General features: G+C 69.3%; 22 protein-coding genes and 2 pseudogenes. 14 read left to right on the forward strand and 10 right to left on the reverse strand.

Annotation, left to right across the window (positions count from 1 at the left end; genetic code table 11):
• Nucleotide 1: 1 nt before the first annotated feature.
• Nucleotides 2-1651 (forward strand): cytochrome c biogenesis protein ResB, encoded by a 1650-nt coding sequence (gene resB, locus ESZ52_RS07960; protein ID WP_131104460.1) that lies wholly within the window; start codon nt 2-4, stop codon nt 1649-1651.
• Nucleotides 1648-2673, forward strand: a complete 1026-nt coding sequence (ccsB, locus tag ESZ52_RS07965) for a c-type cytochrome biogenesis protein CcsB (RefSeq protein WP_131104461.1) — start codon at nt 1648-1650, stop codon at nt 2671-2673. The genes resB and ccsB overlap by 4 nt, the downstream gene beginning before the upstream one ends.
• Nucleotides 2674-3414: 741 nt before the next feature.
• On the opposite strand, the gene ESZ52_RS07970 is transcribed toward ccsB, so the two are convergent.
• The 4 genes and pseudogenes from ESZ52_RS07970 to ESZ52_RS07985 all read right to left on the reverse strand — a co-directional run.
• On the reverse strand, nt 3415-3840 hold the full coding sequence (locus tag ESZ52_RS07970; RefSeq protein ID WP_131104462.1) for a cupin domain-containing protein: 426 nt from the start codon (nt 3838-3840) through the stop codon (nt 3415-3417).
• 97 nt (nt 3841-3937) lie between these two features.
• Nucleotides 3938-5917: a heavy metal translocating P-type ATPase gene (locus tag ESZ52_RS07975; protein WP_131104463.1), complete on the reverse strand. Its 1980-nt coding sequence runs from the start codon at nt 5915-5917 to the stop codon at nt 3938-3940.
• Between the two features lie 51 nt (nt 5918-5968).
• Nucleotides 5969-6211 (reverse strand): heavy-metal-associated domain-containing protein, encoded by a 243-nt coding sequence (locus ESZ52_RS07980; protein ID WP_131104464.1) that lies wholly within the window; start codon nt 6209-6211, stop codon nt 5969-5971.
• A 535-nt stretch (nt 6212-6746) separates the two neighbouring features.
• Nucleotides 6747-6942, reverse strand: a pseudogene (locus ESZ52_RS07985) (cation transporter dimerization domain-containing protein); the annotation flags it as partial.
• A 94-nt stretch (nt 6943-7036) separates the two neighbouring features.
• On the opposite strand from ESZ52_RS07985, the gene ESZ52_RS07990 reads away from it, so the two are divergent.
• The 4 genes from ESZ52_RS07990 to ESZ52_RS08000 all read left to right on the forward strand — a co-directional run bounded on the left by ESZ52_RS07990 (nt 7037) and on the right by ESZ52_RS08000 (nt 10725).
• Nucleotides 7037-7411, forward strand: coding sequence for an ArsR/SmtB family transcription factor (locus ESZ52_RS07990; RefSeq protein ID WP_131104465.1), 375 nt, complete (start codon nt 7037-7039; stop codon nt 7409-7411).
• A complete protein-coding gene (locus ESZ52_RS07995) occupies nt 7411-8322 on the forward strand; it encodes a cation diffusion facilitator family transporter (RefSeq protein WP_131104466.1) in 912 nt (303 codons plus the stop codon). Before ESZ52_RS07990 ends, ESZ52_RS07995 begins: the two co-directional genes overlap by 1 nt.
• A 75-nt stretch (nt 8323-8397) precedes the next feature.
• The gene (locus tag ESZ52_RS19240) at nt 8398-8538 is read left to right on the forward strand and encodes a hypothetical protein (protein WP_181009887.1); all 141 of its coding nucleotides are present in this window, start codon (nt 8398-8400) and stop codon (nt 8536-8538) included.
• A 552-nt stretch (nt 8539-9090) separates the two neighbouring features.
• Nucleotides 9091-10725 (forward strand): bifunctional copper resistance protein CopD/cytochrome c oxidase assembly protein, encoded by a 1635-nt coding sequence (locus ESZ52_RS08000; protein WP_181009886.1) that lies wholly within the window; start codon nt 9091-9093, stop codon nt 10723-10725.
• Nucleotides 10726-10727: 2 nt separating this feature from the next.
• Here ESZ52_RS08000 and ESZ52_RS20090 read toward each other — a convergent pair whose 3' ends face one another.
• The 5 genes from ESZ52_RS20090 to ESZ52_RS08025 all read right to left on the reverse strand — a co-directional run bounded on the left by ESZ52_RS20090 (nt 10728) and on the right by ESZ52_RS08025 (nt 18654).
• Nucleotides 10728-11501 (reverse strand): transposase, encoded by a 774-nt coding sequence (locus ESZ52_RS20090; protein WP_425600050.1) that lies wholly within the window; start codon nt 11499-11501, stop codon nt 10728-10730.
• Between the two features lie 55 nt (nt 11502-11556).
• A complete protein-coding gene (locus ESZ52_RS19685) occupies nt 11557-12333 on the reverse strand; it encodes an IS110 family transposase (protein ID WP_131104469.1) in 777 nt (258 codons plus the stop codon).
• 316 nt (nt 12334-12649) lie between these two features.
• Nucleotides 12650-16156, reverse strand: a complete 3507-nt coding sequence (gene cydC, locus ESZ52_RS08015; RefSeq protein WP_131104470.1) for a thiol reductant ABC exporter subunit CydC — start codon at nt 16154-16156, stop codon at nt 12650-12652.
• The gene (gene cydB / locus ESZ52_RS08020; RefSeq protein WP_202865425.1) at nt 16153-17154 is read right to left on the reverse strand and encodes a cytochrome d ubiquinol oxidase subunit II; all 1002 of its coding nucleotides are present in this window, start codon (nt 17152-17154) and stop codon (nt 16153-16155) included. The genes cydC and cydB overlap by 4 nt, the downstream gene beginning before the upstream one ends.
• An 18-nt stretch (nt 17155-17172) precedes the next feature.
• Complete coding sequence (locus ESZ52_RS08025; protein ID WP_131104471.1) at nt 17173-18654, reverse strand: cytochrome ubiquinol oxidase subunit I; 1482 nt, start codon at nt 18652-18654, stop codon at nt 17173-17175.
• Nucleotides 18655-18755: 101 nt separating this feature from the next.
• Here ESZ52_RS08025 and ESZ52_RS08030 point away from each other — a divergent pair, with 101 nt between their 5' ends.
• The 4 genes from ESZ52_RS08030 to ESZ52_RS08045 all read left to right on the forward strand — a co-directional run bounded on the left by ESZ52_RS08030 (nt 18756) and on the right by ESZ52_RS08045 (nt 21307).
• Entirely contained in the window at nt 18756-19130 is a 375-nt protein-coding gene (locus tag ESZ52_RS08030; RefSeq protein ID WP_131104472.1) for a BlaI/MecI/CopY family transcriptional regulator, read from the forward strand.
• Between the two features lie 10 nt (nt 19131-19140).
• The gene (locus tag ESZ52_RS08035) at nt 19141-20043 is read left to right on the forward strand and encodes a M56 family metallopeptidase (RefSeq protein WP_131104473.1); all 903 of its coding nucleotides are present in this window, start codon (nt 19141-19143) and stop codon (nt 20041-20043) included.
• Between the two features lie 251 nt (nt 20044-20294).
• Nucleotides 20295-20663: a M23 family metallopeptidase gene (locus ESZ52_RS08040; RefSeq protein ID WP_131104474.1), complete on the forward strand. Its 369-nt coding sequence runs from the start codon at nt 20295-20297 to the stop codon at nt 20661-20663.
• 122 nt (nt 20664-20785) lie between these two features.
• Complete coding sequence (locus tag ESZ52_RS08045; protein WP_202865426.1) at nt 20786-21307, forward strand: hypothetical protein; 522 nt, start codon at nt 20786-20788, stop codon at nt 21305-21307.
• A 111-nt stretch (nt 21308-21418) separates the two neighbouring features.
• Here ESZ52_RS08045 and ESZ52_RS08050 read toward each other — a convergent pair whose 3' ends face one another.
• Complete coding sequence (locus ESZ52_RS08050) at nt 21419-22006, reverse strand: carbon-nitrogen hydrolase family protein (RefSeq protein WP_131104475.1); 588 nt, start codon at nt 22004-22006, stop codon at nt 21419-21421.
• Between the two features lie 318 nt (nt 22007-22324).
• Here ESZ52_RS08050 and ESZ52_RS08055 point away from each other — a divergent pair, with 318 nt between their 5' ends.
• From ESZ52_RS08055 to ESZ52_RS08070, 4 genes and pseudogenes are all read left to right on the forward strand, one after another.
• Nucleotides 22325-22996 carry a copper resistance CopC family protein gene (locus ESZ52_RS08055; RefSeq protein ID WP_131104476.1) on the forward strand — a complete coding sequence of 224 codons (672 nt, stop codon included), beginning with the start codon at nt 22325-22327 and terminating at the stop codon, nt 22994-22996.
• A gap of 271 nt (nt 22997-23267) precedes the next feature.
• Nucleotides 23268-24545, forward strand: coding sequence for a bifunctional copper resistance protein CopD/cytochrome c oxidase assembly protein (locus tag ESZ52_RS08060; protein ID WP_131104477.1), 1278 nt, complete (start codon nt 23268-23270; stop codon nt 24543-24545).
• Nucleotides 24546-24694: 149 nt separating this feature from the next.
• Nucleotides 24695-25027 (forward strand): hypothetical protein, encoded by a 333-nt coding sequence (locus ESZ52_RS08065; RefSeq protein ID WP_131104478.1) that lies wholly within the window; start codon nt 24695-24697, stop codon nt 25025-25027.
• Between the two features lie 33 nt (nt 25028-25060).
• Nucleotides 25061-25469: pseudogene (locus ESZ52_RS08070) on the forward strand (arsenate reductase ArsC); the annotation flags it as partial.
• Between the last annotated feature and the right edge of the window lie 13 nt (nt 25470-25482).

The following is a 25482-nucleotide window of genomic DNA, read 5'->3' on the forward strand; positions in this document are numbered from 1 at the left end:
CATGGGCAGCACGCAGACCCCGCAGCGGATCGAGCCGCCCTACCCCAAGGACCGCACCACCTTGGGTGGTCCCCGGCTCGGCGCGCTCGGCTGGGCACGGTGGGCCTGGCGGCAACTGACGAGTATGCGCACCGCCATCTACCTGCTGCTCCTGCTAGCCGTGGCGGCGTTTCCCGGCTCGATCTTCCCGCAGCGCTCGGTCGACCCGGTGCAGGTGCGCACCTTCTTTGAGAACAACCCCGACGTGGCGCCCTGGCTGGACCGGTTCTTCCTCTTCGACGTCTTCTCCTCCCCGTGGTTCGCCTCCATCTATCTGCTGCTGGTGGTCAGCCTGGTCGGTTGCATCATCCCGCGGATGCGCCAACACTGGCAGTCGATCCGGGCCCAGCCGCCGCCGGCGCCACAGCGTCTTAACCGGTTGCCCGCCAGCGCCGACGGAACCCTCACCGCCGACGGCCCCGAGGCCCTGGCCGCGGCCCGGGCTGCGCTGAAGGCGAAGGGCTACCGGCTGCGCGACGCCGAGGACGGTGATCTGTGGGTATCCGCAGAGAAGGGGTACCTGAAGGAGACCGGTAACCTGCTCTTCCACATGGCCCTGCTGGGCGTGATCGTCGCCTTCGCCAGCGGTAACCTGTTCGGCTGGCGCGGGGAGATCATCATCAAGGAGGGGCAGTCGTGGACGGCCGGTGCCGGCGCCTTCGACACCCTCAACTTCAGTCCGCTGGCCGATGAGGGCGACATCCCCTCCTTCACCGTGGGGCTCAACCAGCTCGATGTGGCCTTCGAGAGCCAGAGCGAGGGTGCCCAGTTCGGGCAACCCCGCAGGTTCGACGGGTTGGCCACCGTCGAGGTCCCCGGCCGAGAACCGGAGCAGCAGGAGTTCGCGGTCAACCACCCGATCTCCGTAGCCGGGGACTCCATCTTCCTGCTCGGCAACGGCTACGCCCCCATCGTGACCGTCCGCGACCCCGACGGAGAAGTCCTCTACTCCGACGCTGTCACCTTCCTGCCGCAAGACAACAACTACGCCAGCGAGGGCGCCATCAAGGTCACCGGCCGCGACCCCGGCCTGGGCCTGGTCGGTGGCTTCCTACCGACCCTGCGGCTAGACCCCGAGCTGGGCATGACCTCCTCCTTCCCCGGTCTGGTCGACCCGGCGCTGGCACTGACCGTCTTCGAGGGAGACCTGTTCCCCGAGGGACGCCCGCAGTCGGTCTTCAGCATCGACACCGACCAGATGACCCAGCTCACCGATGAGGAGAACAACCCCGTCGCGATGCTGATCCGCCCGGGCGAGTACTTCGAGCTACCCGACGGCACCACCGTGGAGTTCGACGGGGTGATCCGCTGGGCCGGGCTACTGGTGCGGCACGACCCGGGCCGGATGCCGGCACTGGGGTTCGCGATCGCCTGCGTCCTCGGGTTGGCCCTGATGCTCGGCATCAAACGGCGCCGGATCTACGTACGGATCGACCCGACCACGGCGACCACAGGGTCGGTGCAAACTGTCGTGCGGGTCGCCGGCCAGCCCAAGGGCAGCGACCCCGGGCTGCAGGCCGTCGTCGACGACATACTTGTCCGGACCACCGCGACCGTAAGCGGCCAGACCCACGCCCCTGAAGCCCACCGTCGAGACAAGGACACAGTATGACCGACCCACAGCTGGCCCTGGCCAGCGACATCGCCATCTGGGCCAGCCTGGCCGTGCTCGCGCTGGCCCTCATCTTCTTCTCGGCGCACCTGGCTGTCACCGGAGCGGCCAGGGGCCACCCCGCCGACCTCAAGGCCCGCGAGAAGGCCCGCGTGAGTGTCGCCGGAGCCGAGGAGGTGACAACGGCCGTCGGGCGTGAGACCGGGCCCGCCGAACCGGCCACGCCGACCACCGCCGCCGTCCAGCCGCCGACCGTCAGCCACCCCACCGACGTCACCCGCCGCTGGGGCGTCATCGGGGTGCAGCTGACCTGGCTGGCTACGTTCGGGGTCGTCGGGGGCACAGTCCTACGTGGGTTGTCGGTACAGCGCTGGCCGCTGGGCAACATGTATGAGTTCGCGATCGTCGCCGCATCCTTCGCCCTGGTTCTCTTCTCCACGTGGAGCCTGAAGCGAGACCGGCTGTGGCTGGGTCCGTTCGTCGTGCTGCCAGTCATGGTTGTCCTCGTCGCGGGCAAGATCTGGTACACCGAGGCCTCCCAGCTCATGCCTGCCCTGGACAACACGATGTGGCTGTCCATCCACGTCACGCTCGCGACGCTGTCCGTGGCGCTGTTCATCATCGGTGCCGCCCTCGGCGTCGCCTTCCTGCTGCGCGACTCGGCCGAGCAGAGAAGCAGCGTGCGGGGCTGGCGGGCGGGCCTGCCCGAGGCCGACAAGTTGGAGTCGATGACCTATGGGGTCCACATCTTCGCCTTCCCGCTTTGGACCTTCACTCTCATCACCGGCGCGATCTGGGCCGAGGTGGCCTGGGGTCGCTACTGGGGCTGGGACCCCAAGGAAATCTGGACCTTCATCATCTGGGTCGTCTACGCCGCATACCTGCACTCCCGAGCCACCAGCGGCTGGACCAAGCGACAGGCCACCTACGTCGCGCTCGTCGGCATGCTGTGCGTCATCCTCAACTACACCGTCGTCAACCTACTCATCACCGGTCTGCACTCCTACTCCGGGGTGGCCTGATAGGCATCTCACGCTAAGCCGGCGCGCGGGTAGGGAATGCCCTCCCCAGATCAAGTTCAACGCGCTTACTGAGCTGAGGCGTCCCTGGCGTCTCCGGGGGGAGCCGATGCTCCTTACTGGTGTCAAGCCCGCATTGAGCCACTGGCGGTAGCCCTCGGCGGACGTCGCCGCGCCGACGAACTCGAACTCGGCAACCGGTCCCTCCTGCCCGCGCCAGCCGCTGATCCTACGCCGACTACCTGCACGAGGAGTATAGGGCGAGCATGGTCTGACCGGTCTCGAGGTCGATCTCGTGGGTGAGGTCGTATGCCGGTCCCCGCCATTGGGATTTGTGGCTGCGACTGCGAACGAGATCTCTTCCGGCTTGGCGACGGCCTGGTCGGCCCGCAGCAGGGCATGGTCCGCGAACCCGCACTGTCCCCGGCGCCACCGGCCCCAGGACCTCGTCGCCCACCGCATACTCCTCGACTCCCGGTCCGACCGCGACGCCGCCGCCTGGCGACCTCGCGGCCCATCGGGACCGGCAGGTGCCTCCCGCCTGAGGTAGCCCTCGCGGATCTTCCAGTCCACCGGGTTCACCCCGGCGGCGCGGACCTCGACGAGGATCTGGCCCGGCCCCGGTTCGGGGACGGGGCGCTCGATCAGCTTCCACCTTCGGGGCCGCCGTACTGGTTGAACACGTACACCCGCGACATCTCTGCTCTCCTACTGCGAATCTTGAGGTGAGGCGCTTGGAGTTGCTCAGTGCGCGGGGGGCTCGTCATGGTCCTGCGCATGGGCCCGGTCGGCCTCCTCCTTGGTGGCGAAGGCAGCCTGCGGGGCGTGCTCGGGCGGGGCGTAGATGGTGTAGAGCACCAGCGGCTCCTTGCCGGTGTTGCGGAAGTTGTGCTCCGCTCCCGCCGGGACGGCGCACTGGTCACCCGCCTCGACGGGGTGGGTGTGACCGGCGAGGTCCGCGTGCCCGGTCCCGCTGATGAAGGTCAGGATCTGGTCACCGTGCTCGTGCACCTCGGCACCGATCTCCTCACCCGGTGGGATGGTCATGATGACGATCTGGGCGTGCTCACCGGTCCACAGAACCCTGCGGTAGTCGGGGCTCTCCTGGGCGGTGTCGGCGATGGTGAAGTGCTCGATGTTCTGACCGAGGGAGAAGTTCTCCTGAGTCATGATGCTCCTTTCGTGTCCGTTCCGGACGTTGTTGTCGGTATGTGGCAGCCGCGCGAGGCCCTGATGGTCCGGGGCCGCCGCGCGGCAGCTGGTGGGTTCAGGCAGGCTGGGTCGCCCGTGCCTCCTGGGGGACCCCGGGCCGGCCGGCCCCGCCGGTGGCCCGGGCGGCAGGGTCCTCCTTGCGGCGCAGCAGGCGCATCGCGTTGACGATGACGACGAGCACCGAGAGCTCGTGGACGAGCATCCCGATGGCCATCGTGACGCCGCCGAACAGGACGCCCACCATGAGGACCGCCACGGTGGCCAGGGCGATGACGATGTTCTGCCGCATGTTGTTGACCGTGCGCTTGGCGAGCGAGACCGCCTCGGGCAGCTTGAGCAGGTTGTCGTTCATCAGGGCGATGTCAGCGGTCTCGATCGCGACGCCGGTGCCGGCGGCGCCCATCGCCACGCCGATGTCCGCGGTGGCCAGCGCGGGGGCGTCGTTGACGCCGTCACCGACCATGGCCACGGTGTAGCCCTTCCGGCGCAGCTCATCGACCGCCTCCAGCTTGTCCTCGGGCAGCAGCCCGGCGCGGACCTCGTCGATGCCGACCTGGGCACCGACCGCCTGGGCGACGGGCTCGATGTCGCCGGTGAGCATGACGACCTTCTTGACGCCGGCGTTGTGCAGCCGGCGCACCATCTCCGGGGCATCCGCACGGATCTTGTCCGCGACGGCGACCACGCCGATCGCGCGGCCGTCGCAGGCGACGACCATCGGTGTGCGCCCCTTGGCGGCCAGGTCGGCTACGACCTGCGCGGCGCGGCCGGTGTCCTCGATGCTCTGGACCTGCTCGGCGTGCTCATCACGGACCAGGGCCAGGTTGCCCACCGCGACGCGGTGACCATCCAGCGTGGCCACGATGCCCTTGCCGGGGACCGGCTCGGTGTGCTGGGGCAGGCCGAGCACCGGAAGACCGCGCTCTGCCGCAGCTTCCAGGATGGGGCGGGCCAGCGGGTGCTCGGAACCGGCCTCGGCGCGAGCGGCATACCGCAGCACCTCGTCCGCATCGACCGGCGGGTGGTCCGGACCAAGATCGGTGTCGAGCACCACCACGTCGGTCAGCTGCGGGCGACCCTCGGTGAGGGTGCCGGTCTTGTCCAGGGCGACGGCGTCGATCCTGGCGGAGGTCTCCAGGAACTCGCCGCCCTTGATCAGCATGCCGTCCCTGGCGCCGCGGCCGATGCCGGCCACGATCGAGACGGGGATGGAGATGACCAGCGCGCCGGGGCAGGCGATGACCAGCAGGGTCAGGGCCAGGACGACGTCCTGGGTGAACAGGCCGACCACGATCGCGAGCACGATGATCGCGGGGGTGTACCAGGCGGAGAAGCGGTCCATGAACTTCTGCGTCTTCGCCTTGGCGTCCTGCGCCTCCTCGACCCGGTGGATGATCCGGGCCAGGGTGGTGTCGGCGCCGACCCCGGTGGCCCTGACCTGCAGGAAACCGCCGGTGGAGATGGTGCCGGCGAACACCTGCTCGCCTGTCATCTTCTCCACCGGGATGGACTCGCCGGTGATGGAGGCCTCGTCGAGCGCGCCGGTGCCGCCGGTGACCTTGCCATCGACCGGGACCTTGGCGCCGTTCTTGACCAGCACGATCTCGCCCAGGCCCACCTCGTGGGCGGGCACCTCGACCTGTTCCCCGTCCCGCAGCACGATCGCTACATCGGGTGCGACCGCCACCAGTTCGGCCAGTGCCGAGCGGGTCCTGTTCAGCGTGGCATCCTCCAACGCATGCCCGATCGCAAACAGGAAGGTCACAGCGGCGGCCTCCCAGTACTCACCGATGATGACCGCGCCAATGGCGGCGATGGAGACCAGAAGGTCGATGCCGATCACCCTGGCGGTCAGGGCCGTCCAGGCCTTCCTGACCACCGGGGCGCCCGCGACCACCGCGGCCGCGACCATCAAAAGATCACCCCACAGCTGGTCCTCCCAGATCCGGCTGGTGGCCACCGAGGCCAGGATCAGCAGACCTGAGACCGCCGGGACCGCCCAGCGGCCGTAAAGCCAGCCTTGGACCTTGCTCATGCGTCTTTCCTCTCGCGAATGAAGTGTGTGGTGTCGGCTCCCGGATCAGCCTCAGAAGGCGGAAGGCGTGGACTTGTAGCCAGCCTTGTCGACCGCGGCCACCAGGTCATCCACGCTGGCCAGCTCCGGGTCGTGCGCGACCTCGACGCGGGAGGAGGCGAAGTGCACCTTCACCGACTCCACGCCCTTCAGGCGGCCGACCTGCTTCTCGATCTTGGCCACGCAGCTGGGGCAGGAGAAGCCCTCGGCCCGCAGGATGGTCGTGGTCGTGGTCGTGGTGGTGGTCACGCTCATCATGGTTTCCTTCCGTTTGTCCTCGAACCCCTAGTCCGGGGCTGTTGACTTCACGGTACGCAGAACCCGCCCCGGGTTCCTTGACCCAGATCAAGTGGTCGCAGGAGCAACACCCGGCACCCCCCACCACTGGGAGACTTCCGCAGATGATGAGCACACGATTCGGGCGAAACTGGCTCTGACGTGGGCGTATACCCGGGCAGTAGCGATTGGGGTCGTGTTACCTGCCTAGCGACACATAGCGAGACGAGGGCTGTCTCAGCAACCTGTCGGAATTCTCAAGCCAGAAGTGGACCGGCGTCGTCGTCGTGGCGGGGTGCTCTTCGGCTACGCCGACGTCCAGTCCCGTGCGAGGGCTGCGTGGCACGAGGCAATGGGACGAGGCCACGGCGTTCAGCGGGTCGGTAGGGACCTGCGCCAGGAACACCTCGGCCTGCGTCCAGGCTTCCCCGCTCGCTCGCCGGTTCGGTGCCTCTCACGCGATGAGCGCTGCCGCGGCCCTGGAGGCCCTCCCCGCGTCTGGCGCGGCAATGCCAACGCAGTCCTGGAGCTGGGCGAGCATCTCGGCGGCGTGCCCGTCGGTGAAGCACTCGTCGTCAAGGACGACGTGGGCGGTTAGCACCGGCTGATCGGTGGCGATGGTGGAGGCGTGCAGGTCGTGCACGTCCCTGCACGTGTGCGACGGCCAGCAGGTGGACGCGGACCTCGTCCAGGTCCAGTCCTTTGGGGGTTGCACTGTGTGACTTGAGGTGGCCTTCCTGTCGACCTCACACGCCGAGCGGGCGAGTGACACCTGCATATCTACATAGGTGTATGGTCCTGGTCATGAGTGTGACGCCACTGGATTCGTGTGAGGTTGCCGCCGTCCATCCGGAGAAGGTGGCGTTGACCCGGGAGAGGATCCCCGACGAGGGGGAGGCCGGCAGGTTGGCCGGGTTGTTCAAGCTCCTTGGGGACCCGCGACGTGCCCGGGTGCTGTATGCGTTGCTGGAGGCGGGGGAGCTGTGCGTGTGTGACCTGGCGGCGTCTGTTGACGTCGCGGAGGCGTCGGTGTCCCAGGTGCTGCGCCTGCTGCGGACCGCGGGGGTGGTTGAGAACCGGCGGGAGGGGCGGATGGTGTACTACCGGCTGGCTGACGGGCATGTGCGGATGCTGCTGGACGTCTCTCGGGAGCACGCCCGCCACGGGGGGCAGGGCTGATGGGCGCGGGACACAGCCACGCCCCCGCGCCCGGGCACGCCGGTGGCCGCTACCGTCGGCGGCTGGCTGGTGCGTTCGCACTGACGGCCAGCTTCTTCCTGATCGAGCTGGTCGCGGGGCTGGTGTCGGGGTCGTTGGCGCTGCTGTCGGATGCCGGGCACATGGCTGCCGATGTGGTGGTGCTGGGGGCGGCGCTGCTCGCGACCCGCATCGCGAGCCGGCCGGACTCCACGGGGCGACGCACCTATGGCTCCTACCGGGCGGAGGTGTTCGCCTCGGCGTTGGCGGTGCTGGCGATGCTTGCGGTCGGGGTGTACGTGGTGGTCGAGGCCATCAGTCGGCTGGGCGATGCGCCGGAGGTGGCCTCTGGTGCCATGCTCGTGGTGGGCTTCGCCGGTCTGGTGATCAACATCATCTCCATGCTGCTGCTGCGCAGCGGGTCGAAGGAGAGCCTGAACGTCAAGGGCGCCTACTACGAGGTGATCGCCGACGCCGCGGGGTCGGTGGGCGTCATGGTCGCCGGTGTGCTGATCATCCTCACCGGTCAGCCGATCTGGGACATCGTGGTCGCGGCCCTGATCGCGGTATTCGTCATCGTGCGAGCTATCGTGCTGGGCAGGCAGGTAGTGACTGTCCTGGCGCAGCACGCGCCAGTGGGAATCGAACCCGAGGAGGTCGCTAGCGTCCTGGAGGATATCGGTGGCGTTGGCGAGGTCCACGACCTGCACCTGTGGACGTTGACCTCGGGCATGAACGTGGCCACCGCCCATCTCGTGGCTGGGCAGGACGCTGACCACAACGCCGTCCTGATCACCGCACGGGAGGTGTTGCGCGACCGCTACGGCATCGAGCACGCTACCTTGCAGGTGGAGACCGCCGGCAGTGGCGGCTGTCACGACCTGAGCTGGTAGCACTCCACCCGCACACGCTCGCGAGATTCCGTGGGAGCCCGCCGCACATGCTCGAGCAACGTAGAGGAGCGCCCGATGACCGCAAAGCAGGGCAAGGGCCCCGGGCCCGACGAGGGCCAGCGGCGGGCAAGGCGCGGGGTCGTGCTCACGCTGCTGGGGTTCGGCCTTGTCGTCGCGGCTTACGCGGTGACGATCGTGGTCCATGTGGTCCTGTGACGTGGGCACGGGTCATGGTCATGGCGGCCCGGCCGTTAGCATCAGCAGGTGCCGATCCTGAGTACCGCGCGTAGGAAGGGGCCGCACGGCGAGACGCGTGTGAGCCGGGCTGTGAGGCCGGGATGGCTGTGGGCTTTTGGTGCCCTGCCGTTGCTCGTGCTTGCCATGGTGGCCGGATTGGCGTTCAGCGGAGCGGCCGCCCCACGTGAGCTGATTGACCCTGGCCCGCTGGTGCGGTGGGGACTGCCGGTGACCACGTCGCTGACCAGGGTGGCGGCAACGGTGACCATCGGCGCTCTGATGTTGTGCGCTGTGGTCCTGCCGCGCCTGACAGCCGCCACGACACCTTCGTCCAGCGGTAGCGGCGCTGTGGTGGCACTCGGCAGCAGCGGTACGTCTGGCCAGACCCGCCGCGAGGCTGGCCCCGCGGCCGTACCCGAGTCGGGTAGGGACCGCCCAGCGGCGCGGATGGTTGGGGCGGTCGAGGACCCGACGTGGCGGAGGGTAGCGAATATCGGTGTTGCCGCGGCAGCGGTGTGGGCGCCGGCGCAGTTGGCGCATCTGGTCCTGACCCATGCTGCGGCCCTGGGCACGGGGATCGGGGGACCGGGTTACGGCGCTGAGCTCCTCCAGTTCGCCACCCAGATCGACATGGGCCGGTATCTCAGTGGGGCAACCTTCTTGGCCGCGATCGCCGGGCTGCTGACCGCTGCAGTGGCCGGTTACGCCTCGGCGGCGTGGGCCGGCATCGTGGCGCTGGTCGCGCTCTTGCCAATCTCGGTGACCGGGCATGCGGCCGGCGCAGCGAATCACGACTTTGCCGTCACTTCGTGGTGGTTGCATGTGGCGGCGGTGGCGGTGTGGGTCGGTGGCCTGGGGGTCTTGTGTGTGGTGGCCTCCCGGGTGGGGTCGGGTCTGGCGGATGTTGCTCAGCGGTTCTCCCGCATCGCGGTGTGGGCGTTTGTCATCGCCACCGTGGCTGGGGTGGCCAACGCGTGGGTCCGGTTCTCCACACCGCTGGACCTGTTCGTGCATCCCTACGGTCAGCTCCTGATGATCAAGGTGGTCCTGACCGTGGCGCTGGGCCTGGCGGGCTGGGTCCACCGCACGATGACGATCCCGGCGATCCGTGCCCAGGCGCGGCCCGGTGGCGGGGCGGGGCGGGCGTTCTGGCGGTTGGCGGGGGTCGAGGTACTGATCATGGGCGCGGTGATCGGTGTGGCGGTCGCGCTGGGTTCCTCCGCGCCACCACAGCCGCAGGAACCACCGGTCGATGCGAGCCCGGTCTACCTGCTGACCGGCTACCCCCAGCCCCCGGCGCCGACGGCGTGGGCCTACCTCACGCAGTTGCGTCCCGACCCGATGACGGCCCTGGTGACGGTCGCCGCACTGGTGGTCTACCTGTCCTGGGTGTGGCGGCTGCGCAGCCGGGGACAGGCCTGGCCGGCTGCTCGCGTGGTCAGCTGGGTGGCGGGGGTGGTGCTGTTCGCGTGGGCCACCAACGGCGGCCCTGCCGTCTACGGCAGCGTCCTGTTCAGTAGCCACATGGCCCACCACATGCTCCTTGTGGTGGTGGTGCCGATACTTCTGGTGCTCGGTGCGCCCGGCGCGTTGGCGATGAGCGTCCTGCCGGCACGGGGCGACGGGTCGCGTGGCCCCCGAGAGTGGGTGGCGGCTCTTCAGAGTTCTGCGGTCATGGCGTTCCTCGCGCACCCCGTGGTGGCCACCGTCAACGTGGCCGTCTCCCTGGTCGTCTTCTACTACACCCCGCTGTTCGCGCGCGCCCTGGACAGCCCGGTCTGGCAGGCGCTGTTCGTCGTGTACTTCACCGCAGCGGGCTGCGTCCTGGTCCACGCCCTCCTGGCCGCCGACCGCCGATCGCGCCGGGTTCCCCTCGCCCTGCGCCTGGGGGCGGCGGTGGCCGCCATGGTCTTTTACGGCGCGTGGGGCATGGGCCTGGCCTCCAGCACCTCATTGCTGGCCGCCGACCACTTCGGCCGGCTCGGGCTGAGCTGGGGGGTCGACGCCCTGGCCGACCAGCGGACCGGGGCAGTGGTGGTGTGGGGCATCGGCCAGGTGGGCATGGTCGCCGTCGCCGTGGCGCTGATCATTTCCTGGGCCCTGACACCTGCTGCGCCCAGGCCCCCGTCCGGGCGCGCCCTTGAGCGCCGGACGGTCTCGGGCTGACTTCAGGTGTCGTGGTGCATGGTGGCCGTGCCCAACGCATCAGATGGCGCAGAGATGGGACCGCTGTGCGGCGGCCGCCACAGTAGAGGCGGCTGTGGGGTCGTCAGCGACCTAGCTTTCGCGTGATGAGTCAAGGGTGAGTCTGGGCGTGGGGTAACGGCCGGGCACGCTCGAGCGTCCGGTTCCGGTCCCGATGAAGGGGGGTGCTGTCGTGGGAGGTTGGTTCGGCTAGGCCGCCGAGTCGGCAGGCTGATCAGGCGCCGTCGAGCGGCAGGCTTTCGTGTGCGCCGTGAAGGGGCGGCCCAGTCCCGGACGGGCGGCAAGCTAGGTTGCGCCGTCGCACCCGAAGGGTGTGCGGCATAGCTAACGTGGCCGTCACCGTCCGGGGCTGAACCTTCCTCGACGATAGCGCTCCTCATCGAAAGGTTGTTGGGTCTCAGGAGCCGGTAGGCCAGCCGGCAGGCATGGCGTGCCAGGGCCACCCGGGCCTGGATCGGGGCCATCCCTCGGGCTCGGTACTCCGCGTCACGTTGGGCGAAGGAGGGGGAGTGCCGCGACAGGCCCCAGGCGATACCCATGAGCGCATCGCGGTGCTCGGACAGGCCCTGGCGGGAGATCCGGCCGCGTCGTCGCAGGGTCGCGGACCCATACATCGCCGGCGCCAGCCCGGTCGCGGAGTAGAGGTGCTCAGCGTCCGGGAACCGCGCGATCGGCAGGCTGTGTGCAGCGAACGCCGCGGCCCGGATCGTGGCCACGCCGGGCAGGCTGGTCAGCACCTGGCCGTCGGTGCGCGCCAGCAGGAGTGTGATCTCCTCCTCCAGTGCGGCGATGTCAGCCTGCAGGCTCCGGTAGCGCGCCAGGTCCCGGCCCAGCCGGCGGGTCCGTGCCTGGGCATCCGGCGGCGGGGGCAGTGCGCCGCGCCACCGGTCGGCCCAGTAGGTCGCCGTGGCCTTGCTCATCCGGCCCGGCGACCTGGCGATCAGGGAGCGGGTGGCCGGCGGGGCTCCAGCGAAGGCGACCGCGCAGGCCAGCACGGCTTGCCCGGTGGGTCCCTCGACCAAGGGAGCGTCCGTGCCCGGCCGGCGCCGACAGGCCGGGAACCAGGGCGTTGAGCTGGTCGTGCAACCGTTGCTGGGCGACCTTGCGGTCGGCGACCAGACCGCGTCGGTGACGGACCGCGGCCCGCAGTTCATCCACCACCGACTCCTCGGCCTGTGCTCGTCCGGCTCCCTGCCGGGCCAGGTAGGTCAGCGCGGCGCAGTCCCGGTCATCGGTCTTGAACCGGCCCGACCCCAACTGGGTCCGGGCCGACCTGGTCTCCGAGGGAGCGAACAACCGCACCGATCCGGGGTGCAGGCGCTCCAGCTCCGTGGCCCACGCACGGTGCAGGCTGCCGGTCGCCTCGATCGCGATCACCAACCCCTCGTGCCCGGCCGCGTGGCTGCTGACCGCACGTTCCAGACCCTCGATCCCGGCCCGGGAGACCGGCATCGAGACCGGGTCGCTCACCAGACCCCCGTAGTCACTGACCCAGACCCGGTTCATCACCTTCCCCGGGTCGATCGCCACCACCAGAGCCGAGGACCCCAAGGGAGTTTGAAGCAACATGACAGGCCTCCTCACCGCACAACGGTGCTTGAGCCCGCGTCACCAGCGTTCTCGCCAGTGATCACGGCAGGCCATCGCCCCGACGGCCCACCTTCAGCCTGCGCTCCTCGATGTCAATGTCGTTCATGCTCGCTGCGCTGCGCGTGCTCCACATTGACATCTCCCACGCGCCGGCAGGGCTGGCCGCCTACCGAGGCGATGACTCACTCATGCCTATCAGCTAGTTGAGAGGGAACGAGGTGTGCCCGGACGCGGAGGACCACCCGATTTGGTGATCCGCGTTGGCGGGTGAGCACGTCGAGCGTCAACCTCGCTCCTAGGGGGTGGGGAGCGGTGCGGTCGCCAGCGGGGACCGATGCCTACTCAACCGGCTGAGCTGGCCGTTGGATAGCTGCTGGCGGTCGGTGATTATCTCCATTCCCGCATCCAGGTGGGTCAGCACGATGATGGTTCGTTGTCGGGCGACGGCGTCGGCGAGCAGTTTGTGCATCAGTGCCTCCGCGGTGTCCTGGTCCAGGCCTTCGGTGGGTTCGTCAAGGACGAGGACATCTGAGTCGCGCAGCAGCGCCCGGGCGATGGTGAGGCGTCTTCGTTCGCCGCCGGACATCACTCGTCCGCCAGAGTCCAGCCAGGTGTCCAAGCCGTGTTCCAGGGAGGTGAACCAGTCACCCAGCTGGACCTGGGCGAGCACGTTCGTCAGTGCGTTGTCGGTGGCGTGCGGCTGTGCCAGGCGAAGGTTCTCTCGAAGGGTGGTGGCGAAGATGTGGTCGTACTGCCCGGCCAGGGCCACCCGCTCACGCACGGTCTGGCCATCGAGCTGTGTGGTGCGTAGGCCGCCGAGCGTGACCGTGCCCGCGACCGGGTCCAGCAGCCCGAGCAGAAGGGCGGCCAGGGTCGACTTGCCTGCCCCTGAGTTGCCGTGGACGAGCACCGCCTGGCCCGGTTCTAGGTGCAGGTCCAGGTCGCGCAGTGCGGGCTTTGCCGGGTCCCAGCCGGCGCGCACCGCCTCGAGGTCGACCGCTAGTGGAACGGCGGTGGCCAGCGTCCGGGGGTTGTCGGGGTCCGTGGCGGCTGGCGGGACGGAGCGTAGGGCGGTCAGCCGGTCGCGGGCGCACCGGCCCAGGACGATCGCCCGGACGGCCGGGGAGATAGCCAATGTCGCTTCACCCAGGGTGAGTGCTGCCAGGATGAGCACGCCCACGACCTCGGCGCTGATCTGTCCGTCTCGCCAGGCGGTGGCGGCCACCGCTGCCGTGGCGAGGATGGTGGCCGCGAGCCCGACTTGAGCGAGGCCGGCTGATAGACCGTGGGCGTGGGCCGCGCGCTGTTCGGCTGCGTCCAGCTGTGCTGCGCGGGTGGTCACGGCAGCACGGAGGTGTGCGCCGCGCTGTCCGTGGAGCTCCTCAGCGCCTTCCAGGGTTTCGACCACGGCCTCGAGGAGGTTGGAGCGGGCCTGCACGCGGGGGGTCTCGCTGCGGTGGGCCGTCCAGGCCGCGACCAGTGGTGCCAGCACGGCACTGACCAGCAGGCCACCGGCCAGCGGCAGGACCGCCTGCGGGAGCAGCCAGTACGTTGCCAGGGCGATGATCAGGAGGGCGATGGTGGCCGAGGCCAGCGGTAGACGGCCGCGGATCAGCCCCGATAGCCGCACGTCGACGTCATCGACCACCCGGCTCAGCAGTGCCCCCCGCCGGGGGGTCAGTGGCCCTGGCACGCGGGGAATCAGATCTGCCACGACCCCCGAGCGCCATTGGGCCAGGTGGCTCAGGCCGGTGTCGTGCGCGGTGAGCCGTTCCAGGTAGCGCAGCAGTGGTCGGGCGATCGCGCAGGCCCGCACCGCCACGGCGGCCAGCGACAGGGTCAGGATCGGTGGCTGGTCCGCTGCCCGCACGATCATCCAACTGGCAGCTGCGGTCAGGGCCACCCCGGCCAGCAGAGAGCCGGCCCCCAGGGCTGCTGAGATGACGTACCGGGCCTGGACTGAGCGGCGAGACCACCAGCCGCGGATACGGTGGGTCACCGGTGACGGACTGCTGTCCTGCTGCTCGGCGGGCGTGCCGGCTGTCTGGCCGTGATGAGCGGCTGGCTCCTCCACGGTGGGTGCGGAGTGTTGCAGGTCGATGACCCGCGAGGCCGCGCGGATCAGCGCAGCTCGGTGGGCAGCGGCCAGGATCGTGCCACCGCGGTGGGCAAGCTGTGCGAGCTCGTGGACGATGTTGCGTTCGGCCACCGGGTCCAGGTGAGCGGTGGGCTCGTCCAGCAGGAGGATGATGTCGCGCTGGCGGTCCAGGTGCTCCTTGGCCACCCGCAGCGCACGGGCCAGAGCGATGCGCTGAAGCTGGCCGGCCGAAAGGCCCTGGCCGTCGTCTCCCAACGGGGTGCTGAGCCCCTGGGACAGGTCCTCAGCCCGGAGCCCGACAACGCCTAATGCCTCGATGAGGTCCTGGTCGCCGACCACCTCGCCCGGTGCTTGCAGCAGTGCCTGAGCCACGGTGCGGGCCTGGGGCAGGGTGGGGCGTTGCGGAACGTACTCCACCGCCGGTTCGTCCCCGGTGCTGGTCACCACGTGGACCTGCCCGCTGCGGGTGTCCTGGGTTCGGGCCAGGACCCGCAGCAAGGTGGACTTGCCGCCACCGGAGGGCCCGGTCACCGCGAGCAGCTCACCACGGCGCAGCTCCAGCTCGGGCAGGTCCAGGGCACGTGTCCGCCGGCCCGGGTAGTGGACCACCAGGCCCCGGGCGCGCAGCAGCACCGGAGCCTGGTGCCCCGCCTGGCGGCCCTGCTGGACCGGGTTCGACGGACTGGGGCCAGCGCGGTGACCGACCACCGGTCGGGGGCGGGGGCCGTCAGGTGATCGGTCCTCGCCGTCCAGTTGCTCGAGCTGGTCAGCCACCGCACTTGCTTGGGCGCTGTCGTGGAACTGGGCCCCCGCCTCGCGCAGCGGCCGGTAGGCCTCGGGGGCGAGCAGGATGACGGCCAGGGCCGGCCATAGGCCCATCTGGTCTTGGGCCAGCCGCACGCCGGCCTCCACAGCGACCAGGCCCACGGAGAGGCTGGCGACCAGGTCCAGTGCGGTGGAGGACAGGAAGGCCACCGTGAGGACTTTCATGGTGGCGCCCCGATACTGCTCGGAGACCTCGCGCACGGCACCGGTCTGTCGCTCGGCCCGGTTGACCAGTCGCAGGGTGGGCAGGCCCCGGACCACGTCCAAGAAGTAGCCGGCCAGCCGCCCGCCGGTCTCGTACTGACGCTGCGCCTGGCGCTGGGTGGCCCACCCGAGGAGTGCGGCGAAGATCGGCACCAGGGGCAAGGTGAGCAGCACGACGAGCGCCGAGGGACCGTCGATGAGGGCCATGGCGGTCAGCACCCCGGCAGGAAGAACCGCGGCCACCACCACCGAGGGCAGGTACCCGGAGAACCAGGACCGCAACGGATCCAGCCCGGTCGATATCAGCGTGCCCACATCAACTGGGTCGGGGCCGGCACCGATGCTGGCCAACCAGGCTGGGCCGCGCTGTTCAACCCGGTCCAGGGCACGGCGCCGCACGTCTGCGATCACTCGACAGGACGCGGCGTGTGCCACCAGTGGCTGCAGCCAGTCGATCAGCACCCGCAGGGCCAGGCAGGCACCGAGCAGCACGAGCGCGGAGCCCGTCGCCTCGGCGCTTGCGGTCAGCACCTGCACGACGAGGTGGGCAGCAGCCAGCGCGGTGGCGACGGGCAGCGCCGCGGACAGCAAGGAGAGCACCGTCAGGACACCGATCGGGTCGGCGGCGGGACGCGAGAGCCGAAGCAGCCTCGTATCCAGCGGGCCGCGGCTCATGTCACCACCCGCTCGCTGCTCACCCGACGCCGGAAGACCCAGTAGGCGAAGGCCTGATAGGCCAGCACCCCGGGCAGGATGACCACACCTGCAGCCGTGATGGTGCCCAGCGCGGTGTCGCTGGCCGCGGCCCCCGGCAGGGTCAGCGACCACGCCGGGTCCAGTGTGCTGGGCATGAGCACCGGCAGGGAGGCGGTGAAGACGACCACCACCACGGCCGCGACCAGGACGCTGCAGATACCAAAGGCCCAGCCCTCACGCCGGTACCGGGCGGTGAGCGTGACCAGCAGAAGCGACGCGATCACCACCATGGCCGCCAGCCAACCGACCACCCCGGTCACTCCCCCCAGGGCCACCAGCGCGACAAGTACCGCTGCCAGTGGGGGCACGATCATTCGGGCCCGCTCACGAACGGGCCCGGTGGTGCGCAGCGCCAGGTAGGTTGCGCCCAGCAGGCAGGCAGCCGCCACCCCGGCCCCAGCTCCTACCAGTGCCCCAGGCTGGGCCACTACCCCCAAGGTGCGGGCTAGTGCGCCTCCCGCGCCGACCGCGACCTCGCCATCTGCTCCGATTGCCAGTCCACCGGGCAGAACGCCGAGCATGCCCCCGAAGGCGGCCGCGCACAGTAGTGAGCAGGCGGCCAGGATCCTCTCGCACCGGCGCCGCCAGATGGGGTCGTCCTTCTTTCCCCGGAACTCCAGGGCGACCCCGCGCCCGGCCAGGGCCAGCAGGATGATCACCATCGGCAGGTACAGGCCCGACAGCAATGCCGCGTACCAGTCGGGGAACGCGGCAAAGGTGGCACCGATGGCAGCGACCAGCCAGACCTCGTTGCCGTCCCAGACTGGGCCGATCGTGGTCAGGGCAGCGCCGCGTTGATGGGAGTCTCGGCCCACGACAGGGGTGAGTATCCCGACACCGAAGTCGAAGCCTTCCAGCACGAAGAACAGCACCCAGCACAGCACTATCAGCGCGAACCACAGGGTGGGCAGATCCATCGTCGTCCTCCGGGTCGATCAGTAGCTGGGCGCGGTCGGTGCGGGGCTGGGGTGTCGCCCCGCCGAGCCCGAAGTCCCCGCTGGATCCGGCGGTGGGTCGCTCTCGTCGAGGTGATCGGGTGGCGCGGAGAGGTCCAATCGCGCGAGATGACCCACCAGGCGCAGCCACACCACAGCGAGCACTCCGTATACCGCGGCGAAGCCGATCAAGGACAGGACTGCTTCGGTGGGGGTCAGGCCCGGGGAGACGCCATCCTGGGTGCGGAACAGGCCAAAGACCAACCAGGGCTGACGGGCGGTCTCGGTGAAGATCCAGCCGAAGGTGTTGGCGGCCATCGGCATCAGCGGTACCAGCGGCAGCAAGCGTAAGGTCCAGCGTCCCAGGAGTGAGGTTGGATCGAGCTCGCGTTGGCGCCGGGTCTTGGCCAGGACCAGCAGGGCGATCACTGCAGCCAGTACCCCGAAGCCGATCATCAGGCGGAAGCTCCAGTAGGCCACCGGTATCCACGGCATGTAGTCCCCGGGCCCGTACAGCTCGGTGTACTGACTTTGCAGCTCGGCAAGGCCCTGCACCGTCGCGTTGGGGTCACCGGCCGCCAGGATGGAGAGCAGGTAGGGGATGTCGATGGAGAAGAACGGCTCGGGTGAACCGGGAGCACCGATGGCGAATATCGAGAACGGTGCCCCGGTTTGAGTGGTGTACAGCGCCTCTGCGGCTGCCATCTTCATCGGCTGCACCTTGGTGATCACCTTGCCCAGCACGTCGCCGCTCACCGCTACCGCGGCCCCTCCCACCAGGGTGATCCATGCCCCCAACCGGGCCAGCACCCGCCACGAGGCGTGATCGCGGTGCGCCCTGTCGGCGCTCTTGCCCCAGGCCCGCCGTGCCCCGATGGCCAGCAGCAACGCCCCACCGACCATCGCCGCCCCGGCCATCGTGTGGGGAAACGCCGCCAAGTTCACCTCGTTGAGCAGCAGATCGACGAAGTTGCCCAGCTCGGCGCGCCCCGTTTCGGGATTGATCGTGTAGGCCACCGGGTTTTGCATGAAGGAGTTGGCCGCCAAGATGACGAACGCGGAGATCGCAGTGCCTACCGCGACGATCCAGATGGTGGCCAGGTGCACCTTCTTCGGCAGGCGGTCCCAGCCGAAGAACCACAGCCCGAGGAAGGTCGCCTCCAGGAAGAAGGCGAGCATCCCCTCGATGGCCAGCGTCGGACCGAACACGTCGCCGTAGAACCGGGCAAAAGCGCTCCACGACAAGCCGAACTGGAACTCCTGGACCAGTCCGGTTACCACGCCGACGACGAAGGTGGCCATCAACAGCTTGCCGACCAGCATCGTCATATCGCGGTAGGCCTGCCGCCCGGTACGCAACCAGGCAGTCTGCAGCCCAGCCGTCGTGACCGCCAGCGCGATCGAGAGCGGCACGAAGAAGTAGTGGTAGATGGTCACCACCGCGAACTGCAGCCGCGTGATGTCCACCGTCTCGATATCCATCGCGCACCTCCACTACCAGAGACCAACGTCCGACGGGGCCGTCGTAGACACTACACGCTGTCGTACTTCGATTCGTCGTAGGCCCGGGTTACGCTGCTCACATGGCGATGGGTGAGCTGGAGAAGGCCGTGATGGCCGAGTTGTGGGCTGCAGATGCGCCGCGCACCGTGCGTGAAGTTCATGCCAGCCTCAGCTCGCAGCGGTCGCTGGCGTACACGACCGTGATGACGGTGCTCGGGCGCCTGGCCAAGAAGGGCGTGGTTCACCAGGAACGCCACGGGCGCGCCTACCGGTACTCACCGGTGCGCAACCGCGAGGAGATGACTGCCGAACTGATGCTGGACGCGATGCGCACCAGCAGTGACCTGGGCAACAGGGAGGCCGCGCTGCAGCATTTCGTCGGGCAGGTGAGCCCCCGAGAGGCCGAAGTCATTCGCGCCGCGCTGTCCCGCGCACCGGCCGACCCCCACTCTTAGCCCGCACTCCGTGGCCGGGTTGCTGCTCGGCCTGCTGGCGATCGTCCTGTCCGGGCCGCTGCCCAGCGCACTGTCCCGCAGCCGGTGGCCCGAGCGGGTTCCACGCGCTGCGCTGGTGCTGTGGCAAGCGGTCGCTCTGGCGGCCGTCCTGGCCGCGATCGGTAGCGTGCTGGCCACCCCCGAGGAGCTGTTGCGGCACCTGAGCGGGCACGCCGAGATCGAACTGCGGGCCGGCGTCGTGGTCGCAGCGGGCATCGCTGTGGTGCTCGCCGCCACCATCGTGCTGCGGCTCGCGGTCGTGGTCATCAGGCTAGGGCTGGGAACCAGGCGCCGGCGCCAGCGCCAGCGCGACATGCTCGACCTGCTCCACACGGCCAGCTCGGCTGATCTTCACCTGCATGTGCTGTCCGGGGACGTGCCGCTGGCCTACTGCGTGCCTGGGCGCCAGCCGAAAGTAGTGGTCAGCGCGGCCACACTGAACCTGCTCTCACCGGAGCAAACCGCTGCTGTCGTGGCCCATGAGCGCGCCCACCTGCGGGCCCGCCACGATCTGGTACTCGAGGCGTTCAGCGCCCTGCACGTGGCCTTCCCACGGTTTGTCCGAAGCAAAGCCGCACTGGATGCGGTGAACCAGCTGTTGGAGATGCTCGCCGATGATGACGCCGCTCGACGAGTTGGCCCTGCTCGGTTGCACCAGGCACTGGAGAAGTTGTCGCACACCGCCGGCACCGAGGGGGTGGTGGTGCGTAGCCAGCGACTGCAGTCTTGCCTAACACCGACCGAGCAGGTTTCTTCCCGGCTGGTGAGCACGCTGGCCTACATTGGGGCGGTGGCGGTCCTGGCGGTACCGACCATCACGGTGGTCACTCCGTGGTTGACCGGCGCACTGGCCGCCGCGGGGTTCCTTATCTGATCGGCGTCATCGGCCCGGGCCCACGGTCTTGGAGACGTACTACAGGTCGTCGGCTGAGCACGACCCGGTCGTCGAGCCATTGGTGAAGGCGGAGCCCCAGCTGGAGCTACTCGCGGAACAGCGCCCCACCGAACCCGCCGAGCCGGCCGAACCCGCGCCGGCGTTCGTGCTGCCGCTGGCCCAGAACGTCTTTCGGGTGTCATCGTCCTACGGGGGACGGGCCGACCCGTTCAACGGGGCAGCGGCCTTCCATGAGGGAGTGGACCTGGCCGCGCCGATGGACACCCCGATCTACGCCGTCGCCGACGGGGGTGGTGGACTATGTGGGCCCGGGCAAGGACGGGCGGTCCAGCATGATCATCGTCATCGCCCACGAGGTCGAGGGGCAGCGGGTCTACAGCTGGTACAACCACATGTACGCCGATGACCTCTACGTCCAGGAGGGCCAAGAAGTGGCCGGCGGCGAGGTCATCGCCGGCGTCGGTTCTAACGGCAGGTCCACCGGCCCGCATCTGCACTTCGAGATCCACACCGACGACGAGCTGACCACCACAGACCCGCTGACGTGGCTGCAAGACCAGGGCGCAGTGGACATCAGCGCATTGCCGTGCTGCCCCTGACCCTGAGTCGGGACGGACAAACTTCTGGCAGTATCGGTTGGGCCTGCCCGGACCCGGACGTAAGTCTGCACCGCCAGGAGCTCAGGCGGCTGATGCTCACGTCGCATCTTGGAGGTGCCCCGATGCCAGGAAGGTCAGAACTGACCCGTCAGCAGCTCGCCGGTGGACCAGTGGCCAGTGTCATCACCACCGCGCAATGGCTGGCTATGAAGTCCTTTGTCGTCGTCGGAGTCTTTGCCATCATCGGTGGTGGACTTGTTGCCGCTGTTACCGGTCCCCTCGGCTTTGCCAACGGATCCTGGGTGGCGGCCTATCTGGTGTTGGTGGCCGGTGTCCCGCAGGTCGCGTTGGGCGGGGGACAGGCCATGCTCGCCGCTACTGTCCCCTCCGGTCGGCGTCGCGGCTGGCAACTGTTCTTCTACAACGCCGCCAACGTCGCAGTGCTCGCTGGCACCCTGACCGGTGCGGTGGTCGTGGTCATGGCAGGCGGGGCGATGCTGTTCGTTGCCCTCGTGCTGTTCCTCCTCGCAGTACCTCGCGGGCACACACGCCGGTGGCCCCTGATGATCTACCGGGGGCTCATCGTCGTGCTGGCAGTGAGTATCCCGGTAGGTCTAGTGCTGTCAGCTCTACGCCATGGCTGACCTGGGCTGAGTTGGCCGCGGGCCAGCTTTCCGGGATGAGCTGTACCGCGACCGTCATGGCGTGGTGCGCACTGGTTGGAAGGACCGGAGGGGAAAAGCACCTGGCGAGGGCTATGTGCGCGGATTGCCTGCGTGGCCGGTGGCTAGGTACTCGGGCGTCCGAAGGTGGGGGACCGTCCGGTGCACCGGGTGCGGCGGCCCAGTAGGCCGGCCGTCACGCCTGGCAGCAGCCAGCACCCAGGCGGTCACCTCGGGTGCCGCGCCGAGCCGCGCGGCTGGCGTCAAAGTGGTGCGCAGCGGCAGCGTGGCGGTCAGTTCCTCGGCGGTGAACAGTCCGCTGCGCTGGGTCATGGCCCCGTCGGGCATGATGACGCCGCTGATGCCGACGGTGGAGATCTGGATCGTTGCCCGGCCGTGCTCCACCGCGGAAGCGCGACATCGCCAGTCGCTGGGTCGACTCTGGGGAGTAACCGAAGGAGGCGTTGTAGTCGGAATGATGATGAGTTCTCCGCTGGCAAGAACCCCTTCGCGGATCAGGTCGGCATAGGCAACCTCGAAGCAGATGCCCACGGCGGCATCAACCACGCGCGAGAGTTCGACGGGCATGGACATGAGCGCCGGACCGGCCCCGGCTGCCATGTCGGTTCCGACCCGGTCGACCAGTGGGGTGATCTGCCGGAAGAAGTCCCGGTAGGGCACGTACTCCCCGAAGAGGACGGGATGCTACTTGGCGTGCCCAATAGAGGTGCGGAAGGAAGAACGCCAGACCCCATACCAGCCCACTCCCGCCCCTACCACCCCCACCACCCCCACCTCACGCGACGCGAGCAGCAGCAGCGCGACCCCGAGGTAGGCCAACGGCACCAGCCTCGATCAGGAAAAGCATGGTTGGTCAGCCAGCCACCCGCCGCAGCCATCACCAGCGGGTATCAGCACAACCGGGGAGGCAGGCGTCAGCGGTCAACGGGTATCGGTACCAGGTAACGGTTCACGTGCCACAGCACCTATGGTGCTGGCATGTCCGTCAAGATCCACACTTCCCGGAGCTCGCTGGCCCGATTGGCTGCGCTCGTATGCCTGCCGGCACTTGTCCTTGCTGTCGTCGTCGCCATGATGGTCGCGCTGGCCACGAGTGCGGCCGCGCACGACACCATCATTGATGCCGAGCCGGCCCGGGACGCGGTGCTGGAGGCCGCACCCACCGAGATTGTGCTGACCTACAGTGCCGAGGTCCTGGATCTGCCGGCGGCCATTATCGTCACCGACGCCACCGGCGACGTCGTCGTCGAGGGCGCGCCGCGGGTCGAGGGGCGGTCGGTGGTCCTGGACCTGCCCCCTTCCCTGGCGAGCGGGACCTATGAGGTGTTGTGGTCGGTGGTCTCATCCGACGGGCACCGCACCGAGGACACCTACAGCTTCACGGTGGCCGCCAGTGAGGCCGCCGGGGACCCGCAGGCCACCACACCCGGCGGGCCGGCCAGTGAGACTCCTACCGCGGAGGCAGCCGCAGAGCCGACCACACCGACACCCGACGCCGCCGACGCCGCGGACGCCGCGGACGCCGCGGACGCCGCGGATGTCGAGTCTGCGGGGTCGGGGTGGCCTATCGGCCTCGTCCTGGTGCCGGTCGCTATCCTGGTCCTCGCCCTGATCGGTGCCCTCGTCTACCGCCGCGGGCGACAGCGCTAGACGGCTCGGGTGTGGAGGCAGGCCGGCAGGTGCGAGTTGTTGCACGGCATAGAGGCGGGCGTAGGCGCCCAGCGCCGCCGTCAGCGGGGTGGGGCGCCGCAGTGCGGCGCGTTCGCCGGTGGGCAGTGGCCCAGACGGGTGGTGAAGCCGTTGACCCACACCTGAGTGTGCCAGTCTGAAAAGGCCCCACTTCAAGCCAGCACTACTGCTCCAAGTGGGGCCACTTCAGACTGGCACACTCAGGTGGGTCGGTGGCCTGGGGGTCTTGTGTGTGGTGGCCTCCCGGGTGGGGTCGGGTCTGGCGGATGTTGCTCAGCGGTTCTCCCGCATCGCGGTGTGGGCGTTTGTCATCGCCACCGTGGCTGGGGTGGCCAACGCGTGGGTCCGGTTCTCCACACCGCTGGACCTGTTCGTGCATCCCTACGGTCAGCTCCTGATGATCAAGGTGGTCCTGACCGTGGCGCTGGGCCTGGCGGGCTGGGTCCACCGCACGATGACGATCCCGGCGATCCGTGCCCAGGCGCGGCCCGGTGGCGGGGCGGGGCGGGCGTTCTGGCGGTTGGCGGGGGTCGAGGTACTGATCATGGGCGCGGTGATCGGTGTGGCGGTCGCGCTGGGTTCCTCCGCGCCACCACAGCCGCAGGAACCACCGGTCGATGCGAGCCCGGTCTACCTGCTGACCGGCTACCCCCAGCCCCCGGCGCCGACGGCGTGGGCCTACCTCACGCAGTTGCGTCCCGACCCGATGACGGCCCTGGTGACGGTCGCCGCACTGGTGGTCTACCTGTCCTGGGTGTGGCGGCTGCGCAGCCGGGGACAGGCCTGGCCGGCTGCTCGCGTGGTCAGCTGGGTGGCGGGGGTGGTGCTGTTCGCGTGGGCCACCAACGGCGGCCCTGCCGTCTACGGCAGCGTCCTGTTCAGTAGCCACATGGCCCACCACATGCTCCTTGTGGTGGTGGTGCCGATGCTTCTGGCCCTCGGCGCGCCGGTGGCGTTGGCCGTGCGGGCGCTGCCTGGGCGGACTGATGGGTCACGGGGCCCGCGGGAGTGGATCGCGGCCCTGAAGAGTTCTCACTCGATGCTGTTCCTCGCCCACCCGGCGGTGGCCACCGTCAACGTCGCCGCGTCCCTGGTGGTCTTCTACTTTTCTCCACTGTTCCGGCTCGCCCAGGACAGCCGCACCGTGCACGTGCTGTGCATCATGTACTTCACCGCCGCAGGCTATCTGCTGGCCCGCGCCCTGCTGGTAGCCCATCGCCGCCGGGGTCAGGCGCCGTTGGTGCGTCGCCTCGCACCGGCGATCGCGGCCATGTCGTTCTACGCGGTTCTGGGCATGGTGCTCGTCTCCAGCACCTCACTGTTGGCAGCCGACCACTTCGGCCGCCTGGGGTTGAGCTGGGGCGTCGATGCCCTGGCCGATCAGCGAACGGGCGGCCTGGTGGTGTGGGGCATCGGCCAGGTGGCCATGGTCTCCGTCGCCGTGGCGTTGATCATTTCCTGGACCCGGACACCTGCGGCGCGCCCAAGCCACGTCCGGGCGCGCCCTTGAGCGCCGGACGGTCTCGGGTTGACTTCAGGTGTCGTGGTCCATGGTGGTCGGTGCCAACGCATCAGATGGCGCAGTGATGGGACCGCTGCGGCGGCCGCCACAGTGGGGGCGGCTGTGGGGTCGTCAGCGACCTAGGCGACATCGTCGCGGTGCCGCCGGTACGCGCCGCCCGCCAGGCCGGTCACCTGCGACGGCTACCGATGTTCGAGCGGTTCACCAAGGACGGCGTCGTCTGGCCGGACGGCACCATCTGCTCGGTCGACGTCGTGGTGTGGTGCACCGGCTTCCGTCCTGCACTCGGCCACTTGGCCCCGCTCAGGCTACGCCGCGACAACGGCCTGCCCAGCAGGGTCGGGCCTCTCGCCGCCGGCGCCCCGGGCCTCGCCTTCGGTGGGTACGGGGACTGGTGCGGTGTCGCCTCGGCCACGCTCATCGGTGTCGGCCAGTGGGCGAGGCAGGCTGTCGGCGGAGCCTTTCCCTAGCATCACCAGACACCCCTACCGAAATGCTGTGCCATGCCTGACAAGCCCACTGTCCTGTTCGTCTGCGTCCACAACGCGGGCCGCTCGCAGATGGCAGCCGGCTACCTGCAGCACCTAACAGACGGGCAGGTGCAGGTCCGCTCCGCCGGGTCCGCGCCCGCCGACGAGGTGAACCCGGCTGCGGTGCAGGCGATGGCCGAGGACGGCATCGACATCACCGCCGAGCAGCCCACGCTGCTCACCGGCGGCGCGGTCCAGGCCTCGGACGTGGTGATCACGATGGGCTGTGGCCGGCACCTGCCCGGTCTACCCGGGGAAGCGCTACGAGGACTGGGGGCTGGACGACCCGGCCGGTCAGGGGCTCGAGGCCGTGCGCCCGATCCGCGACGAGATCAGGGCCCGCGTCACCGCGCTGATCACGTCACTGGGAGTGCCGGTTCGCGCTGAGCCGCCCG

Origin of the sequence: Ornithinimicrobium sufpigmenti (assembly GCF_004322775.1) — a bacterium.
In the GTDB taxonomy this organism is placed as follows: Bacteria; Actinomycetota; Actinomycetes; order Actinomycetales; family Dermatophilaceae; genus Ornithinicoccus; species Ornithinicoccus sufpigmenti.

Bases quoted from the DNA above. Each gene is read 5' to 3' on its own strand.
- resB (WP_131104460.1), top strand. From the start codon at position 2: ATGGGCAGCACGCAGACCCCGCAGCGGATCGAGCCGCCCTACCCCAAG.
- ccsB (WP_131104461.1), top strand. From the start codon at position 1,648: ATGACCGACCCACAGCTGGCCCTGGCCAGCGACATCGCCATCTGGGCC.
- ESZ52_RS07970 (WP_131104462.1), bottom strand. From the start codon at position 3,840: ATGACTCAGGAGAACTTCTCCCTCGGTCAGAACATCGAGCACTTCACC.
- ESZ52_RS07975 (WP_131104463.1), bottom strand. From the start codon at position 5,917: ATGAGCAAGGTCCAAGGCTGGCTTTACGGCCGCTGGGCGGTCCCGGCG.
- ESZ52_RS07980 (WP_131104464.1), bottom strand. From the start codon at position 6,211: ATGAGCGTGACCACCACCACGACCACGACCACGACCATCCTGCGGGCC.
- ESZ52_RS07990 (WP_131104465.1), top strand. From the start codon at position 7,037: ATGAGTGTGACGCCACTGGATTCGTGTGAGGTTGCCGCCGTCCATCCG.
- ESZ52_RS07995 (WP_131104466.1), top strand. From the start codon at position 7,411: ATGGGCGCGGGACACAGCCACGCCCCCGCGCCCGGGCACGCCGGTGGC.
- ESZ52_RS19240 (WP_181009887.1), top strand. From the start codon at position 8,398: ATGACCGCAAAGCAGGGCAAGGGCCCCGGGCCCGACGAGGGCCAGCGG.
- ESZ52_RS19685 (WP_131104469.1), bottom strand. From the start codon at position 12,333: ATGTTGCTTCAAACTCCCTTGGGGTCCTCGGCTCTGGTGGTGGCGATC.
- cydC (WP_131104470.1), bottom strand. From the start codon at position 16,156: ATGAGCCGCGGCCCGCTGGATACGAGGCTGCTTCGGCTCTCGCGTCCC.
- cydB (WP_202865425.1), bottom strand. From the start codon at position 17,154: ATGGATCTGCCCACCCTGTGGTTCGCGCTGATAGTGCTGTGCTGGGTG.
- ESZ52_RS08025 (WP_131104471.1), bottom strand. From the start codon at position 18,654: ATGGATATCGAGACGGTGGACATCACGCGGCTGCAGTTCGCGGTGGTG.
- ESZ52_RS08030 (WP_131104472.1), top strand. From the start codon at position 18,756: ATGGCGATGGGTGAGCTGGAGAAGGCCGTGATGGCCGAGTTGTGGGCT.
- ESZ52_RS08040 (WP_131104474.1), top strand. From the start codon at position 20,295: ATGAGGGAGTGGACCTGGCCGCGCCGATGGACACCCCGATCTACGCCG.
- ESZ52_RS08045 (WP_202865426.1), top strand. From the start codon at position 20,786: ATGCCAGGAAGGTCAGAACTGACCCGTCAGCAGCTCGCCGGTGGACCA.
- ESZ52_RS08055 (WP_131104476.1), top strand. From the start codon at position 22,325: ATGTCCGTCAAGATCCACACTTCCCGGAGCTCGCTGGCCCGATTGGCT.